18 protein-coding genes are annotated in these 15,616 nt (G+C 66.2%); 11 read left to right on the top strand and 7 right to left on the bottom strand.

Going from position 1 to position 15,616, the window contains the following annotated elements; genetic code table 11:
• Positions 1 to 353: helix-turn-helix domain-containing protein (locus EN738_RS16740; protein WP_145966862.1), on the bottom strand; the 353-nt coding region annotated here is incomplete at its 3' end.
• Positions 354 to 459: 106 nt separating this feature from the next.
• On the opposite strand from EN738_RS16740, the gene EN738_RS16735 reads away from it, so the two are divergent.
• Genes EN738_RS16735 through pcaF form a run of 3 tightly spaced genes read left to right on the top strand, consistent with a single transcriptional unit; the run spans position 460 to position 3,323 of the window.
• A complete protein-coding gene (locus EN738_RS16735) occupies positions 460 to 1,317 on the top strand; it encodes a CoA transferase subunit A (protein WP_127284643.1) in 858 nt (285 codons plus the stop codon).
• Positions 1,314 to 2,117 carry a CoA-transferase subunit beta gene (locus EN738_RS16730; RefSeq protein ID WP_127284642.1) on the top strand — a complete coding sequence of 268 codons (804 nt, stop codon included), beginning with the start codon at positions 1,314 to 1,316 and terminating at the stop codon, positions 2,115 to 2,117. Before EN738_RS16735 ends, EN738_RS16730 begins: the two co-directional genes overlap by 4 nt.
• On the top strand, positions 2,118 to 3,323 hold the full coding sequence (gene pcaF, locus EN738_RS16725; protein WP_127284641.1) for a 3-oxoadipyl-CoA thiolase: 1,206 nt from the start codon (positions 2,118 to 2,120) through the stop codon (positions 3,321 to 3,323).
• Positions 3,324 to 3,336: 13 nt separating this feature from the next.
• Here the strand turns inward: pcaF and pobA are convergent, their stop codons facing one another.
• Genes pobA through pcaD form a run of 6 tightly spaced genes read right to left on the bottom strand, consistent with a single transcriptional unit; the run spans position 3,337 to position 8,138 of the window.
• Positions 3,337 to 4,509, bottom strand: coding sequence for a 4-hydroxybenzoate 3-monooxygenase (gene pobA / locus EN738_RS16720; protein WP_127284640.1), 1,173 nt, complete (start codon positions 4,507 to 4,509; stop codon positions 3,337 to 3,339).
• Positions 4,509 to 5,561: a 3-carboxy-cis,cis-muconate cycloisomerase gene (locus EN738_RS16715; RefSeq protein ID WP_127284639.1), complete on the bottom strand. Its 1,053-nt coding sequence runs from the start codon at positions 5,559 to 5,561 to the stop codon at positions 4,509 to 4,511. The genes pobA and EN738_RS16715 overlap by 1 nt, the downstream gene beginning before the upstream one ends.
• Before the next feature lie 11 nt (positions 5,562 to 5,572).
• Complete coding sequence (pcaG, locus tag EN738_RS16710; RefSeq protein ID WP_127284638.1) at positions 5,573 to 6,187, bottom strand: protocatechuate 3,4-dioxygenase subunit alpha; 615 nt, start codon at positions 6,185 to 6,187, stop codon at positions 5,573 to 5,575.
• The gene (gene pcaH, locus EN738_RS16705; RefSeq protein ID WP_127284637.1) at positions 6,187 to 6,939 is read right to left on the bottom strand and encodes a protocatechuate 3,4-dioxygenase subunit beta; all 753 of its coding nucleotides are present in this window, start codon (positions 6,937 to 6,939) and stop codon (positions 6,187 to 6,189) included. Before pcaH ends, pcaG begins: the two co-directional genes overlap by 1 nt.
• On the bottom strand, positions 6,932 to 7,336 hold the full coding sequence (gene pcaC / locus EN738_RS16700; protein WP_127284636.1) for a 4-carboxymuconolactone decarboxylase: 405 nt from the start codon (positions 7,334 to 7,336) through the stop codon (positions 6,932 to 6,934). Before pcaC ends, pcaH begins: the two co-directional genes overlap by 8 nt.
• The gene (pcaD, locus tag EN738_RS16695; protein WP_127284635.1) at positions 7,329 to 8,138 is read right to left on the bottom strand and encodes a 3-oxoadipate enol-lactonase; all 810 of its coding nucleotides are present in this window, start codon (positions 8,136 to 8,138) and stop codon (positions 7,329 to 7,331) included. Before pcaD ends, pcaC begins: the two co-directional genes overlap by 8 nt.
• Before the next feature lie 92 nt (positions 8,139 to 8,230).
• On the opposite strand from pcaD, the gene pcaQ reads away from it, so the two are divergent.
• From pcaQ to EN738_RS16655, 8 genes are all read left to right on the top strand, one after another.
• Positions 8,231 to 9,148 carry a pca operon transcription factor PcaQ gene (gene pcaQ, locus EN738_RS16690; protein WP_127284634.1) on the top strand — a complete coding sequence of 306 codons (918 nt, stop codon included), beginning with the start codon at positions 8,231 to 8,233 and terminating at the stop codon, positions 9,146 to 9,148.
• A gap of 183 nt (positions 9,149 to 9,331) precedes the next feature.
• Complete coding sequence (locus EN738_RS16685) at positions 9,332 to 10,648, top strand: ABC transporter substrate-binding protein (RefSeq protein WP_127284633.1); 1,317 nt, start codon at positions 9,332 to 9,334, stop codon at positions 10,646 to 10,648.
• Between the two features lie 31 nt (positions 10,649 to 10,679).
• The gene (locus EN738_RS16680; RefSeq protein ID WP_281034311.1) at positions 10,680 to 11,414 is read left to right on the top strand and encodes an ATP-binding cassette domain-containing protein; all 735 of its coding nucleotides are present in this window, start codon (positions 10,680 to 10,682) and stop codon (positions 11,412 to 11,414) included.
• Positions 11,411 to 12,139: an ABC transporter ATP-binding protein gene (locus EN738_RS16675; RefSeq protein WP_127284631.1), complete on the top strand. Its 729-nt coding sequence runs from the start codon at positions 11,411 to 11,413 to the stop codon at positions 12,137 to 12,139. The genes EN738_RS16680 and EN738_RS16675 overlap by 4 nt, the downstream gene beginning before the upstream one ends.
• Positions 12,136 to 13,032 carry a branched-chain amino acid ABC transporter permease gene (locus EN738_RS16670; RefSeq protein ID WP_127284630.1) on the top strand — a complete coding sequence of 299 codons (897 nt, stop codon included), beginning with the start codon at positions 12,136 to 12,138 and terminating at the stop codon, positions 13,030 to 13,032. The genes EN738_RS16675 and EN738_RS16670 overlap by 4 nt, the downstream gene beginning before the upstream one ends.
• A complete protein-coding gene (locus EN738_RS16665; protein ID WP_127284629.1) occupies positions 13,029 to 14,090 on the top strand; it encodes a branched-chain amino acid ABC transporter permease in 1,062 nt (353 codons plus the stop codon). The genes EN738_RS16670 and EN738_RS16665 overlap by 4 nt, the downstream gene beginning before the upstream one ends.
• A gap of 2 nt (positions 14,091 to 14,092) precedes the next feature.
• A complete protein-coding gene (locus EN738_RS16660) occupies positions 14,093 to 14,878 on the top strand; it encodes a coniferyl-alcohol dehydrogenase (protein WP_127284628.1) in 786 nt (261 codons plus the stop codon).
• Between the two features lie 36 nt (positions 14,879 to 14,914).
• Positions 14,915 to 15,616 (top strand): aldehyde dehydrogenase family protein (locus tag EN738_RS16655; protein ID WP_127284627.1); only part of this gene is annotated, 702 nt, incomplete at its 3' end.

Genomic DNA, 15,616 nt, shown 5'->3' with positions numbered 1-15,616 from the left:
ACGTAGACGACGTCCTCGCCCGACAGCACCGCCGCGTTGCAGGCCTCGTCGAATTGCGCGGCCACCTCGCGCATGATCGGCGCCGCGAAGGTCCACAGCGAGGCGCCGCCGAGCCAGGTCCGCGCGACGGTGAGCAGGCGCGGCGACAGTGAAAACAGTCGGCCCGACTGCGTCGCGTAGCCGGTGGCGACCAGCGTCAGCAGGAAGCGGCGGGCGCCGGCGCGGGTCATGCCCGCCTCCTCCGCCATCTCGGTCAGCGTCATGCCGGCCGAGTAGCGGGCGAGGATCTCCATCACCGCAAGGCCGCGCTCCAGCGAGCCGACATGATCGCGCGAACTGGCTTCGTCTTCCACGGCTGGGCCCATGGCATTGACTCCCCGTCAGGGCAAGATTAGAAAGTATCTCATATAAAACATATGTTCGCAATGCGAACTTTCTTGCCAACGCCGGAGCCCAAGCATGGTGAAGTTCCTGCCGCTGAAGGAGGCTGTCGCAGAGAACCTGCACGACGGCGATACGGCCGCATTCGAGGGTTTCACCCATCTGATCCCGACCGCAGCCGCGCACGAAGCCATCCGCCAGGGCTTCCGTGATCTCACTTTGATCCGCATGACGCCTGACCTGATCTACGACCAGATGATCGGCATGGGCATGGCGAGAAAGATCATCTTCTCCTATGTCGGCAATCCCGGCGTCGGCCTGCTGCGGCGCGCCCGCGACGCCATTGAGAATGGCTTTCCGCGCGCGATCGAGATCGAGGAGCACAGCCACGCCGGCATGGCCAACGCGTATGAGGCGGGTGCTGCCGGCCTGCCCTGCGCAGTGTTCCGCGGCTATCGCGGCGCCGGCCTCGCTTCGGTCAACCCGAACATAAGGGCGCTCACCTGCCCCTTCAGCGGCGAAGTGCTCGCCGCCGTTCCATCGATCCGGCCCGACGTCAGCTTCATCCATGCGCAGAAGGCCGACCGCAAAGGCAATGTGCTGGTCGAAGGCATTATCGGCATCCAGAAGGAAGCCGTGCTCGCGGCCAGGCGCGCCGTTGTGACGGTCGAGGAAGTGGTCGACAATTTCGACGATCTCCACCCCAACCTCACCGTGCTGCCGAGCTGGACGATATCGGCCATCTCGGTCGTGCCGGGCGGCTCGCATCCGTCCTACGCACACGGCTACTATGCGCGCGACAACGCCGCCTATCTCGAATGGGACGAGGTCACCGCCGACCGCGACCGCTTCCAGGCATGGATGCAGAAGAACGTCATCGAGGGCAGCGCCGACGACTTCGCCGGCCGCGTCGAACATCTGAGGAAAGCCGCATGAGCGACGCCGGAAATTTGGGCTTCACGCCCAACGAAATGATGACGATCGCCGCCAGCCGCGCGCTGAAGAGCGACGACGTCTGCTTCGTCGGCATCGGCGCGCCATCGGCTGCCTGCAACGTCGCGCGGCTCACCCATGCGCCGGACATCACGCTGATCTATGAGAGCGGCACCATCGGCACCGCGCCCGACGTGCTGCCGCTGTCGATCGGTGACGGCGAACTGTGCGAGACAGCAGTCACCACCGTCGCGGTGCCGGAGATGTTCCGCTACTGGCTGCAGGGCGGCCGCATCTCCATCGGCTTCCTCGGCGCGGCCCAGCTCGACAGGTTCGGCAACATCAACACCACCGTTATCGGCGACTACGCGCACCCGAAAACGCGCCTTCCCGGTGGCGGCGGCGCGCCGGAGATCGCCACCTCTTCAAAAGAGGTTTACATCACCATGGCGCAATCGAAACGCGGCATGGTCGAAAAGATCGACTTCTTCACCTCCTTCGGCCATGGCGAGGGCGGCGATCACCGCAAGCGGCTCGGCATCGATACGGCCGGCCCGACGCTTTTGATCACCGACCTTGCGATTTGGAAGCCGGATCCGGTCACCAAGGAATTCACCGTCGTGTCGTTGCATCCAGGCGTGACCCGCGAGCAGGTGCAGGCGACCTGTGGCTGGGTGGTAAGATTTGCCGAGGCTCTTGACGAGACGCCGGCGCCGACGGAACTCGAGCTGACGACATTGCGCGATCTTCAGGCCCGCACCAAGGCGGCGCATGAGGGGACCGCCAAGGGGAAAGCTGCATAGATGACCGACGCCTTCATCTGCGATTACATCCGCACGCCGATCGGCCGCTTTGGCGGCGCGCTCTCCTCGGTGCGCGCCGATGATCTCGGCGCCATACCCTTGAAGGCTTTGGTCGAGCGCAACACGGGTGTCGATTGGGCTGCCGTCGACGACATCGTCTATGGCTGCGCCAACCAGGCCGGCGAGGACAACCGCAACGTCGCCCGCATGGCGCTGCTGCTCGCAGGCCTGCCCCAGGACATTCCGGGCTCCACCGTCAACCGCCTCTGCGGCTCGGGCATGGATGCCGTCACCATCGCGGCGCGCGCCATCAAGGCCGGCGAGGCCGAGCTGATGATCGCCGGTGGCGTCGAGTCGATGAGCCGCGCGCCCTTCGTCATGCCCAAGGCTGACACCGCCTTCTCGCGCAACGCCGAGATCCACGACACCACCATCGGCTGGCGCTTCATCAACCCGCTGATGAAGAAACAGTATGGCGTCGATTCCATGCCGGAAACCGGCGAAAACGTCGCCGCGGACTTTGCCGTTTCGCGCGCCGACCAGGATGCCTTTGCCGTGCGCAGCCAGGACAAGGCTGTGGCGGCGCAAGCCAATGGCCGGCTGGCGAAGGAGATCACGCCGGTGACGATCCCGCAAAGGAAGGGCGATGCAATCGTGATAGGCAAGGACGAGCATCCACGCGCCGGCACCACCATCGAGGCGCTGGCCAAACTGCCGACGCCGTTCCGCCAGGGCGGCACGGTGACCGCCGGCAATGCTTCCGGCGTCAATGACGGCGCGGCCGCCCTCGTCATCGCTTCGGAAGCAGCCGCGAAGAAACACGGCCTGACGCCGATCGCCCGCATCCTTGGCGGTGCTGCCGCCGGCGTTGCGCCGCGCATTATGGGCATCGGCCCGGCGCCGGCGACGAAGAAACTCTGCGCCCGCCTCGGCCTGACGCCCGACCAGTTCGACGTCGTCGAGCTCAACGAGGCCTTCGCCTCGCAGGGCATCGCGGTGCTGCGCCAGCTTGGCATCGCCGAGGACGCCGCGCACGTCAACCCGAATGGCGGTGCGATCGCGCTCGGCCACCCGCTCGGCATGTCGGGCGCCCGCATTACCGGCACGGCGGCGCTGGAGCTTCGCGAGCGCGGCGGCCGCTATGCGCTCGCCACCATGTGCATCGGCGTCGGCCAGGGTATTGCGATCGCGCTGGAGCGGGTTTGACGGGCCTTGCCGATCAATACGGCAGGCCGACGTAATTCTCCGCCAGAGCGGTAGACGCCGCTTTGGAATGCACGAGATAGTCAAGCTCGGCTTCCTGGATGCGCTGGCCGAATTCGCCCGTCTCGGGAAAACGGTGCAGGATCGTCGTCATCCACCACGAGAAACGCACCGCTTTCCAGACCCGCGCCAGCGCCTTGGCTGAATAGGCGTCGAGCCCTGCCTGCGATCTCTCGCTATAGAATTCGCGAAGCCCGGCAAAGAGATAGCGCACGTCGCTGGCGGCAAGGTTGAGGCCCTTGGCGCCGGTCGGCGGCACGATATGGGCGGCGTCGCCGACCAGGAACAGCTTTCCGAAGCGCATCGGCTCGGCGACGAAGGAGCGCAGCGGCGCGATCGACTTTTCGAAAGACGGCCCGGTGGTGACGGACGCCGCTGTCTGCGGCGGCAAGCGACGGCGCAACTCATCCCAGAAACGGTCGTCGGACCAGGCTTCGACGCGCTCGTCCGCCGGGCACTGCACATAGTAGCGGCTGCGGTGCGGCGAGCGCATCGAGCACAGCGCAAAGCCTCGCTCGTGATTGGCGTAGACCAGCTCGTGGTCGGCCGGCGGCACCTCCGCCAGCACGCCCAGCCAGCCGAACGGATAGGTCCGCTCGAAGGTCTTCAGGGCGCCCTCCGGCACCGAGCGGCGGCTGACGCCGTGATAGCCGTCGCAGCCGGCGATGAAGTCGCAGTCGATGCGGTGGCCGACACCGTCCTTGTCATAGGTGACGAAAGGCGCCGTGCCATCGAAATCGTGAAGCGCGACATTGGCGGCTTCGTAGACGGTGACCAGCCCCGCCGCCTCGCGCTTGTCCATCAGATCATGCGTCACCTCGGTCTGGCCGTAGACGGTGACATGCTTGCCGCCGGTGAGCGCCGTGAGATCGATGCGGTGCAGGCGACCGTCGAAGGCGAGCGAGATGCCGGCATGCGGCAGGCCTTCGGCGTGCAGCCTGTCCGCGGCGCCGGCCTCGCCGAGCAGGTCGACCGTGCCTTGTTCCAGCACGCCGGCGCGCACGCGGCCGAGCACATGCTCCCGGCTCGACCGTTCGAGAATGACGGTCTCGACACCGATGGTGGCGAGCAACTGGCCGAGCAGCAGGCCGGATGGGCCCGAGCCGATGATAACAACCTGTGTACGCATCAGTGTCCGAGGCTTTCGATCTGTCCCGCAAGCTCCGCGGCGAGCCGGAGTGCTCCCGCTGTCGCCACCACCATCTGCGGCAGGATCAGCCATTCCAGTGTCCAGGCGGCGCCAGAGCGCTCCTGCTCGTGCACCAGCGCCTGGTGCATGCCGGCAAGCTGGGTGGCGTTGAAGCGGGCAAGGGCCACCAGCGCCTCCGCCTTCACCGGGTTCTGCTTGTGCGGCATCGCCGACGAGCCGCCGCCCGCGGACAGCTTGATGTCCATGCCGCCTTGCGCCATCAGCGCGATGTCCTGGCCGAACTTGCCGAGACTGCCGGTCACCAGCGACAGCCAGCCGGCGAAATCGACCAGCGCGTCGCGCTGGCTATGCCATTGCGCCGCATCGCCAAGGCCGAGTTTTGCGGCAAGGGCCGCCCGCACGGGCGCAGCCTTGTCGCCGAGTCTATCGAGCGTGCCGGCCGCGCCGCCGAACTGGACGACGAGCAGACGCGCGGACTGTTCCTTCAACCTGAGTTGGTGGCGCTCGAGCGGCGCCCGCCATGAGGCGATCCGACCTCCAACCGTGATCGGGATTGCCGGCTGCATGCGCGTCATCGCAATCTGCGCCCTGCCCCCGAAATCCTGTTCGAGGCCCGCAAGCCGCACGATGTTTTCGCTGAGCAGCAGGCCGATATGGTCGACCGCGCCGCTCAGCCGCAGCACCAGCGAGCTATCGATGACGTCCTGGCTGGTCGCGCCGAAATGAACGAACGCATTGTGCGGTTCGCCGACGGCGGCCTTGATCTGGCGTACCAGCTCCGGCACCACGACCCCGTCCCTGGCAACGCCGGCCCTGAGCCTGGCCGTGTCGGGCCGGAACGAGGCCAGCGCCAAGCTGATTGCCGTTGCGGCGTCGTTGGAAATCACGCCGCACTCGGCCTCGGCCTCGGCCAGGGCGCCCTCGAAAGCCAGCATCGCGTCGATGTCGGCTTCCACTGAAAAATGCCTTGCCGCCTCCTCGTCGCCAAGGAGAGCCGAAAGCAGCGGATGATCGAAGGGCGATACGGTCATGTTCAGGCCGGTCAGCTGTCGAAGAAGACCGTCTCCTTGTCCCCCTGAAGGTGGACATCGAAGACGTAGGTGTCGCCCTGGCGCTCGGCGATCAGCGTCGGCACGCGCAAGCGATGCTCGATGCGGGCAAGGATCGGGTCCTCGCCATTGGCCTTTTCCTCGTCCGAGAAATAGAGCCGCGTGTGGAGGCCGATATTGATGCCGCGCGCCACGATCCACAGCGTGATGTGCGGCGCCATCAGCCCCCCGTCGCGGAACGGCACGCGGCCGGGCTTGATCGTCTGGAACAGGCAGACGCCCGTTTCCATGTCGGTCGGCTGCCGGCCCCAACCCAGAAAATTCGGATCGGCAGCGCCACGCAATTCGGCCGGCGAATTGTAGAACCCGCTGGCATCGGCCTGCCAGATCTCGATCAGCGCGTCCTTGAGCGGCGCGCCGGCACCGTCGAAAACGCGGATGCGCAGCTCGATGCGCTCGCCCTTGGTCTCACCGTTGACCATGCTCGAGCCAAGATCGCTCTCGTAGACGCCGCCGATGCCGCAGAAATTCGGCGTCAGCCCGATATGAACGTAGGGTCCCGCGGTCTGCGAAGGGCTTTCCTTCAGCCGGTCGAGCGATTGCGCCATCAATTGCCCTCCGGCCTGTTCTCGAACAGCGTCGAGCGACGTCCGCGCAGCACGATATCGAACTTGTAGGCGAGCGCGTCCATCGGGATCGTCGACTGCATGTCGAGGGTGGCAATCAGCGCTTCGATGGCTGCCTTGTCGGAAATTCCGCCGACGATCGGGCAGCGCCAGATCAGCGGATCGCCTTCGAAATACATCTGGGTGATCAGCCGCTGCGCGAAACCCTGGCCGAACACCGAAAAATGGATATGGGCAGGGCGCCAGTCGTTCGGACCGTTCGGCCACGGATAGGGTCCCGGCCTGACAGTGCGAAAGGCGTAGCCGCCGTCATCGCCTGTGATGGTGCGGCCGCAGCCGCCAAAATTCGGATCGAGCGGCGCCAGATAGCCGTCCTTCTTGTGGCGGTAGCGGCCGCCGGCATTCGCCTGCCAGAATTCGAGCAGCACGCCCGGCACGCCCTTGCCCCGTTCGTCGAGCACCCGCCCATGCACGATGATGCGCTCGCCGATGGCGCTCTCGCCTGGCTGGGCGAAATTGTGGATCAGGTCGTTGTCGAATTCGCCGAGCATGGCGTGCCCGAACACCGGGCCGGTGAGTTCCGACAGCGTGTTGTCGAAGGAAAGCAGTGCCTTTTGCGGCGAGCGCAGCACCGAGCTCTTATAGGCGGGCGTCAGCGCCGGCGGATGCCAAAGGCTATCGCGCTGGAAGAAGGCGCCGGTCTCCGGCGCCCGGTTGGAGCCCGGCTCAGGCATGGGCATTCTCGTCCATCTGCGCGAACACCTCCTTGGCGATCCTGAAGGCGCGGTTTGCGGCCGGTACGCCGGCATAGATCGCGACATGCAGGAAAGCCTCGCAGATATCGTCGCGCGATGCGCCGGTGTTGGCGGTGGCGCGCACATGCATGGCCACCTCCTCGTCATGGCCGAGTGCCGCAAGCAGCGCCAGCGTCACGATCGAGCGCTCGCGTTTCGACCAGCCCGGCCGCGCCCACACCGTTCCCCACGCGGCCTCGTTGATCAGGTGCTGAAACGGCCGGTCGAAATCGGTGGCCGCATCCTCGGCCCGGTCGACATGGGAATCGCCGAGCACGGATCGCCGGACCTCAAGTCCGGTCCGGTATCGGGTTGTGTTCTTGGAAATGTCATCCATGGATTTGCTTTCCGCTGGGAAGCGATGCGACGAAATCGCGGATCAGCCTGGTAAACGGCCCGGGCTGCTCGACGCAGGCAATGTGGCCGGCATTGGGGATCATCTCGAAGCGCGCGCCAGGGATGAGATCGGCAAGCGAGCGCACGAGGTCGGGCGGCGTCGAGCCGTCCTGGTCGCCGACGACGCAAAGCGTCGGCACCGCGATGCCGCGCGCGGCCTCGGTGAAGTCAGCATCGCGAACGGCAGCGCAGGTGCCGATATAGCCGGCGAGCGGCTGCCTGGTCAGCATGTTCCAGCAGCCGTCGAGATCGGCGGAACGCTCCGCGTGGAAGGCAGGGGTGAACCACAGCTTGAGCACGGCGTCGGCGATCTCCTGGATGCCTTTGCTTTCGACCGTCGCGATGCGTGTGTTCCAGCTGTCGGCCGTGCCGATCTTGTGCGCCGTGTCGCTCAGGATGAGGGCCTCGACGCTTTCGGGGCGCCGCGCATGGAAGCCCTGCGCGATCAGGCCGCCGACCGACAGGCCGCACAGCACGACCTTGGCAAGGCCGAAGTGATCGACGAGGCCGCAGAGGTCATCGACATGATCGTCGATCGAGCTGACGCCGCCGATGTCTGACAGTCCGTGCCCGCGCTTGTCATAGACGAGCGTCGGCATTTCATCGCCGAGCAGCGAGACAATTTCGTCCCAGATCCGGAAGTCGGTCCCCAGCGAATTCATGAATATGATCGGGCACGCATTGCCAGTCCCCGGCCTGTAGCGGTGGTGCAGCGTAACGCCGCCAATGCTGACGAATGGCACGATTTCGATCCTCCGATGTTAGCTTGCACTAGGTATTTGGTTCGGTAAAATGATATTTTGCGGCGTTTCATTAACTCCGAGGTTATCGAACCATGGCCGAAAGCCGCATCCGCTTCCGACACCTGCAGGCGTTTCTCGAAGTGGCGCGGCAAGGCAGCGTGGCAAGGGCGGCCGAGTTCCTGCATGTCAGCGCGCCGGCCGTGACCAAGACGTTGCGCGAGCTGGAAGAGGCGCTCGGCATCGCCGTCGTCGAACGCGACGGCCGCGGCATCCGCGTCACGCGGCTCGGCGAGATCTTCCTCGGCCATGCCGGCACGGCGATCACGGCACTGAAGCGCGGTGTCGATTCCGTCCGCCAGGACGGCGCTATCAACCGCCATCCGATCCGCATTGGTGCCTTGCCGACGGTGTCGGCGCGGGTGATGCCGCTCGCCATGAGCCTGTTCCTCGAGGAGAACACGGGCGCCGCCCTCAAGATCGTCACCGGCGAGAACGCGGTGCTGCTGGAACAGCTGCGCGTCGGCGCGCTCGATCTCGTCGTCGGCCGCCTGGCGGCGCCGGAGCACATGACCGGCTTCTTCTTCGAGCATCTCTATTCCGAACAAGTGTTGTTCGTGGTGCGGGCCGGACATCCGCTGTCGGAACCGGGGGCCGATATCTTCGCCCGCCTCGACGAATTCCCCGTGCTGATGCCGACGCGGGAGTCCGTCATCCGCCCCTTCGTCGACCGCCTGTTCATCACCAATGGCATGACCGCGCCGGCCACCGAAATCGAGACCGTCTCGGATTCCTTCGGCCGTTCCTTCATGCGCCAGAGCAACGCGGTGTGGATCATCTCGGCCGGCGTCGTCGCCAACGAGATCGCCAGCGGCGCCTTCGTCGCCTTGCCAGTCGACACCGAGGAGACCAAGGGACCGGTCGGCCTGACCATGCGCACCGACACTGCCCCCTCGCCGGCCTTTTCCATCCTGCTGCAGACGATCCGCGAGGCGGCGCGGCATAACGCCTGACAACGGACTCCGTTCGGCGCGGCATTTCATAACCTATGGGTTAATGAAACACCGCAAAATATCATTTTACCGAACCAAACCGCTAGTGCAATGTGACCGTGGAGGATCAAGGCCGAGCCCTGTCTGGCGGCACCGGAAAACCGGTACCGGCCCGTACGGGGACGGCCACGGAGGGAGGAGCAGATGACCAGGACTATCGGCAGCAAACCCGTTGTCGCCGGCATGTCGCGACGCCAGTTCATGGCCACTTCGGTGGCCGGCGGCGCGGCTCTTGCGCTCGGCCGCGGCAAGGCCTTCGCGCAGGCCGCGGACACCCTGAAGGTCGGCTTCGTCAGCCCGCGCACCGGGCCTCTCGGCGGTTTCGGCGAGACCGACGGCTACGTGCTCGACCTCGCCCGCAAGGCGCTCGCCAATGGCATCGAGCTCGGCGGCAAGAAATACAGTGTCGAGATCCTCGATCAGGATACGCAATCCGATCCCTCCCGCGCCGGCCAACTCGCCAAGGACCTGATCAACAACCAGGCCATCGACCTGATGCTCGCCGTCTCGACGCCTGAGGTGATCAACCCCGTAGCCGATGCTTGCGAAGCGGCCGGCGTACCTTGCCTGTCCACCGTCATGCCGTGGGAAGCCTGGTATTTCGGCCGCGGCGCCAAGCCGGGCCAGCCTTCGCCGTTCAAATGGACCTATCATTTCGGCTTCGGCGTCGACGAATTCTTCAAGGCCTATGTCTCGCAGTGGAATCTGATCGAGACCAACAAGAAGGTCGGCGTCATGTATCCGAACGACGCCGACGGCAATGCCATCCGTGCCCATCTTGCACCGCTGCTCGCCAAGCAGGGCTTCACCATCGTCGACCCCGGCGCCTACGAGACCGGCACCACCGACTATTCCTCGCAGATCGCGCTGTTCAAGCAGGAAGGCGTCGAGATCTTCAATTCCTTCCCAATCCCGCCGGATTTCGCCGCCTTCTGGCGCCAGGCGGCGCAGCAGGGCCTGACCCGGCAGATCAAGATCGCCCAGGTCGCCAAGACCGGCCTGTTCCCGTCCGACATCGAGGCGCTCGGCGACCTCGGCATGAAGATTGCGAGCGCCGCTTACTGGCACAAGGCCTTCCCCTACAAATCGCCGCTCACTGGTGTTTCCGGGACCGAGCTGGCCGACGGCTACGAAGCGGCGAGCGGCAAGCAGTGGACGCAGCAGCTCGGCGCCACGATGTCGCTGCTCGACGCCGGCTTCGAAGCGCTGAAGTCCAGCACCGACGCCAAGGACAAGGCGGCGGTCGCCAAGGCGCTGAGCGCGCTCAACACCGAGACGATGATCGGCAAGGTCGATTTCACCAGCGGCCCCGTCGCCAACGTCTCGCCCGGCCCGATCATCGGCACGCAGTGGGTGGCGGCGAAGGAAGGCAGCAAGTTCCCGCTCGACTATGTCGTGACCGAAAACGCCACCGACCCGAAGGTGCCGGTCGAAGCCAAGCTGCAGCCGTACAACGGCTGATTGGACTGCTGACGGGGTTCGCATCGTGACCATTTTGCCCAACGCTGCGATCCTCGATGCCGCCGGCATCCACAAGCGCTTTGGCGCGCTGGTGGTGCTCGACGACATCGACTTCGCCATGGGAGCCGACGAGGCGGTCGGCATTGTCGGCCCGAACGGCGCCGGCAAGACGACATTGCTCAGCGTGCTGTCCGGCGCCTATCCGCCCAGTGCCGGCACCGTCGCATTCAAAGGCGGCGACGTCACCGCGCTGCCGGCCACGGCGCGCTTCCGCCTCGGCCTCGTGCGCACGCATCAGGTGCCGAAGCCTTTCGGCGGCATGACCACCTTTGAGAACGTCTTCGTCGCCGCCTCGCATGGCGCCGGCCTCAAGCGCGACGAAGCCTATGAGGAAGCGCTTGGCTCGCTGAAACTCTGCGGCATGCTGGGCGTTGCCAACCGGCGCGCCGAGACACTCGGCTTGCTCGACCGCAAGCGGCTGGAACTCGCCCGGGCGCTCGCTGCCAGGCCGGCGCTGCTTCTGCTCGACGAGATCGGCGGCGGCCTGACTGACGGCGAGGCCGGCGAGCTGGTCGAGACCATCAGGGAATTGCGGCGCCGCAAGATCGGCATCGTCTGGATCGAGCACATCGTCCACATCCTGCTGCAGGTGGCCGAGCGACTGATCTGCATGGATGCCGGAAAGATCATCGCCGACGGCGATCCGCAAGCGGTAATGGCCAACCCGCATGTGATCAGCGCCTATCTCGGCGGAGGCCCGAAATGAGCCTGCTTTCGGTCGAGGATCTCGTTGTCCGCCACGGCCTGTTGCAGGCGGTACGCGGCGTCAGCTTCACCGTCGAGCGCGGCGAGACGCTGGCGCTGGTCGGCGCCAACGGCGCCGGCAAGACGACGCTGCTGCGCGCCATTGCCGGAGCGCATCCGCAGGCATCGGGTCGCGTGCGGTTCGACGGGGCCGACCTTTCCGGGGTGCCCTCGCACAGCAGAGTCGGCATGGGCATCGCGCTGGTGCCCGAAGGCAGGAAACTGTTCGTCGAAATGACGGTCGAGGAAAACCTCCTGCTCGGCAAGACCGCCGGCCGCCCCGGCGACTGGAGCGTCGACAAGGTGCTCGACACGTTTCCCAACCTCAAGCCGCGCCGCCATTCCAGGACCGGCCATCTGTCCGGCGGCGAGCAGCAGGCGACCGCCATCGGCCGCGCGCTGATGAGCAATCCGGAATTGCTGCTGCTCGACGAGGTCTCGCTCGGCCTGTCGCCGCTGGTCGTCGACCGCGTCTACGCCTCGCTGCACGGCCTGATCAGTTCCGGCACGACGATCATCCTGGTCGAGCAGGATCTCAACCGTGCCCTCTCCGTCTCCGACAAGGTCATCTGCATGCTGGAGGGAAGGATCGCGCTTGCCGGAGACAGCAAGAGCGTTTCGCGCGACGAGGTGACGAAAGCCTATTTCGGCCTGCATCGGAAGGGCGCCGGAGGCGTGCCGGCATGACCAACCAGATCGTCCAGGGCATCCTGCTCGGCGGCTACTACGCGCTGATCGCCTGCGGCCTCTCCTTCATGTTTTCGGTGATGCGCATCATCAACCTCGCCCATGGCAGCCTCGCCGTGCTGTCTGCCTTCGCGCTGTGGCAGCTCGCCTCGCGCTTCCACATTTCACCCTTTCTTGGATTGCTGATCGTCCTGCCGCTGATGGCCGCGATCGGCTGGGCCTTGCAGCGCTTCCTACTCGAACGCAGCGCGCGCGGCGGTGCGCTGTTGCCGATCCTGACGACCTTCGGTCTCGCAATCGTCATCGACAATCTCTTGTTCGAACAGTTCGGCGCCGACACGCGCTCGCTGGCGCCCTTTATCGGCAGCCTCTCCTACGATTCCTGGGAATGGCCGGGCAGCATCTATGTCGGCAAGCTCGCGGTCATCATCTTCGTCACCGCCGTGGCGCTGCTTGGCGGGCTGCAGCTCTTCCTCACCCGCACCGGCCTTGGCCGCGCGATCCGCGCCACCTCGGCGGACCCTGATACGGCCGGCCTGGTCGGCATCGATGCGCGCCGCGCCAATGCGGTCGCCGCGTCCATCGCCATGGTCACCGTCGGCCTCGCCGGCGCCTTCCTCGGCATGCGCGCCACCTTCGAACCCTATGCCGGCGCGCCGCAGTTGCTGTTCGCCTTCGAGGCGGCGGTCATCGGCGGCGCCGGCTCGCTGTGGGGCACGCTGATCGGCGGCATCGTGCTGGCGCTTGCCCAGACGCTCGGCGCCCAGGTACATCCGCAGGGCTTTCTGATCGGCGGCCATGTCGCGTTCCTGATCGCGCTGTTCATACGCCTGTCCACCTCCGGCCTCGGCCTGCGCGGCCTGCTGCGCCTGCCCGCGAGGAAGGCATCATGAGCGCCGCCTCCCCTGTCATCGAGCGCGGCACCGCCGCCTCGCGCATTGCCGCGATCGCGGTGGCCCTGATCATCGCGCTGCTGGCGATCGCGCCGCAATTCCTGTCGGTAGGCGCCGTCGACCGCATGACCGCGCTGTTCATCTATGTGATCCTCGCGGCGATGTGGAACGCGCTCGCCGGTTTCGGCGGACTGGTCTCGGTCGGCCAGCAAGTGTTCTTCGGCCTCGGCGCCTATTTCAGCATCCGGCTGGCGGATGCCGGCCTCAATCCTTTCGTCGCGCTCTTCGTCTCGGCGATCGTCGTCGGCGCGGTCTCCTGGCCGATCTCGCTGTTCATGCTGCGGCTCAGGAACGGCCAGTTCGCCATCGGCATGTGGGTGATCGCGGCCCTCACCCATCTCCTCGTCAACCTCGACCGGCTGGTGCAGGGCGAGACCGGCACGTCGCTGATCTCGCTCAACGTCTACGACGCTTCGACCAGACGCGTGGCGATCTACTGGCTGGCGCTGGCGTCGATGACCGCCCTGCTTGCCGTCCTGTTCGGCCTGCTGCGCGGCAGCACCGGTGCCGCCATCCGCGCCATCCGCGACAACGAGGATGCGGCAGCCTCGGTCGGCGTGCGCGTTACCGGCACCAAGCGGCTGCTTTTCGTTCTCGCCGCCTTTGGCATCGGCATTGCCGGCGCGCTGTGGCTGGCGACCTCGATCACCTTCCAGCCGAAGACCTATTTCAGCGTCCAGTGGACGGCCTACATGATCTTCATGGTGCTGGTCGGCGGCATCGGCACCTTCGAGGGCGCCATCCTTGGCGCGTTGCTGTTCTTCCTCATCGAGACCTGGTTCGGCGGCGCAGGCGTCTGGTACCTGATCGGCCTCGGCGCCACAGCGCTTGCCTTCTCGCTGCTGTTGCCGCGCGGCCTGTGGGGAACGCTGGAGGAGCGATTTGGGCTTCGGCTGCTGCCCGTCGGCTATAGCGTCAGAATTCCCGTCAACGCGACCCTAACGACGGGCCAGACTGCCTCGCCGGCACAGACAACGACATCTCGGGAGAAAGCCTGACCATGCTTTTCGGCAAGACCATCCTCATCACCGGCGTCGCCTCTGGCATCGGCGCCCGCACGGCGGAACTCGCCGGCCAACTTGGCGCCGACGTGATCGGCGTCGACGTGCGTGAGCCAGCTGCAAGTGCCGGCAGCTTCGTCAAGGCCGACATCTCGTCGAAGGCCGGCGTCGACGAACTGGTGGCACGGCTGCCGCTGCGCCTCGATGCGCTCTGCAACGTCGCCGGCCTTTCCGGCAACACCGGCGCCGTGTCGACGCTCGCCGTCAATTTCTACGGACTGCGCGCGCTTTCCGAGGCGCTGGCGCCGAAGCTTCGCGAAGGCGGCGCCATCGTCAACGTCGCCTCGATCGCCGGCTTCGGCTGGCGCGCCAATCTCAACCGCGCCGCTTCGATGATCGGCATCGAGGGCTTTCCCGATGTCGCCAGGGTGGTCGCCGACCATGCGGTCAAGAACGAGGAAGGCTATCCGGTCTCGAAGGAGCTTCTGCTGCTGTGGACCTTCCGCGCCGCGCATCAGGAGCGCTTCAAGAGCCGCGGCATCCGTGTCAATGCGGTCAGCCCAGGCCCGGTCGAGACGCCGATCCTGAAGCAGTTCCGCGCCGTGCTCGGCGACGACCGCGTCGACAGCGATATTTCGCGGGTGGGTCGTGCCGGCACGTCGGGCGATATCGCGCCGGTCGTGCTGTTCCTGTGCTCGGATGGCGCGCGCTGGATCAACGGCGCCAATGTGCCGGTCGACGGCGGCCTCGAAGCCTCGATCAACGCCGAGGTGCTCGGCTTCTAGTTTGCAACGCTCCACCCGGAGCGAGGGAGAGACCAAATGGATATCGGACTTCTGATCGACGGCGACGAAAGAACTGCAACGGGCAAGGCTTCCTTCGACCGCCTGGACCCCTTCACCGGCAAGCTGGCGACGCGCGCCGCCGCCGCCAGCATCGCCGACGCCAATGCCGCCGTCGGCGCCGCTGCCGCGGCCTTCCCGGCCTGGTCGCGGACGGGCCCAGGCGAGCGCCGCGCTTTGCTTTCCAAGGCCGCCGAGGTGATGGCCTCCAAGGTCGGCGAATTCACCAGGCTGATGATGGAGGAGACCGGAGCGACCGGGCCGTGGGCCGGCTTCAACGTTATGCTGGCCGCCAACATGCTGCGCGAGGCAGCCGCGATGACGACACAGATCGCGGGCGAGATCATCCCCTCGGACAAGCCGGGCACGCTTGCCATGGCGATCCGCCAGCCGGCCGGCGTCTGCCTGGGCATCGCGCCCTGGAACGCACCCGTCATCCTCGGCACCCGCGCGCTGGCGATGCCGCTCGCCTGCGGGAACACGGTGGTGCTCAAGGCCTCCGAGATGTGCCCCGGCACGCATCGCCTGATCGGCCAGGTGCTGGTCGAGGCCGGCCTGCCGAAGGGCGTCGTCAATGTTGTCACCAACGACCCGAAGGATGCCGCCGGGATCGTCGAGGCGCTCGTCGCGCATCCGGCGGTGAAGCGGGTCAATTTCACCGGCTCGACCAAGGTCGGCCGC

The sequence above is a fragment of the Mesorhizobium sp. M4B.F.Ca.ET.017.02.2.1 genome (assembly GCF_003998955.1).
GTDB classification, from domain to species: Bacteria; Pseudomonadota; Alphaproteobacteria; order Rhizobiales; family Rhizobiaceae; genus Mesorhizobium; species Mesorhizobium abyssinicae.
The sequence above is the reverse complement of the archived record's forward strand: the minus strand, read 5'-3'. Positions and strand labels throughout refer to the sequence as shown.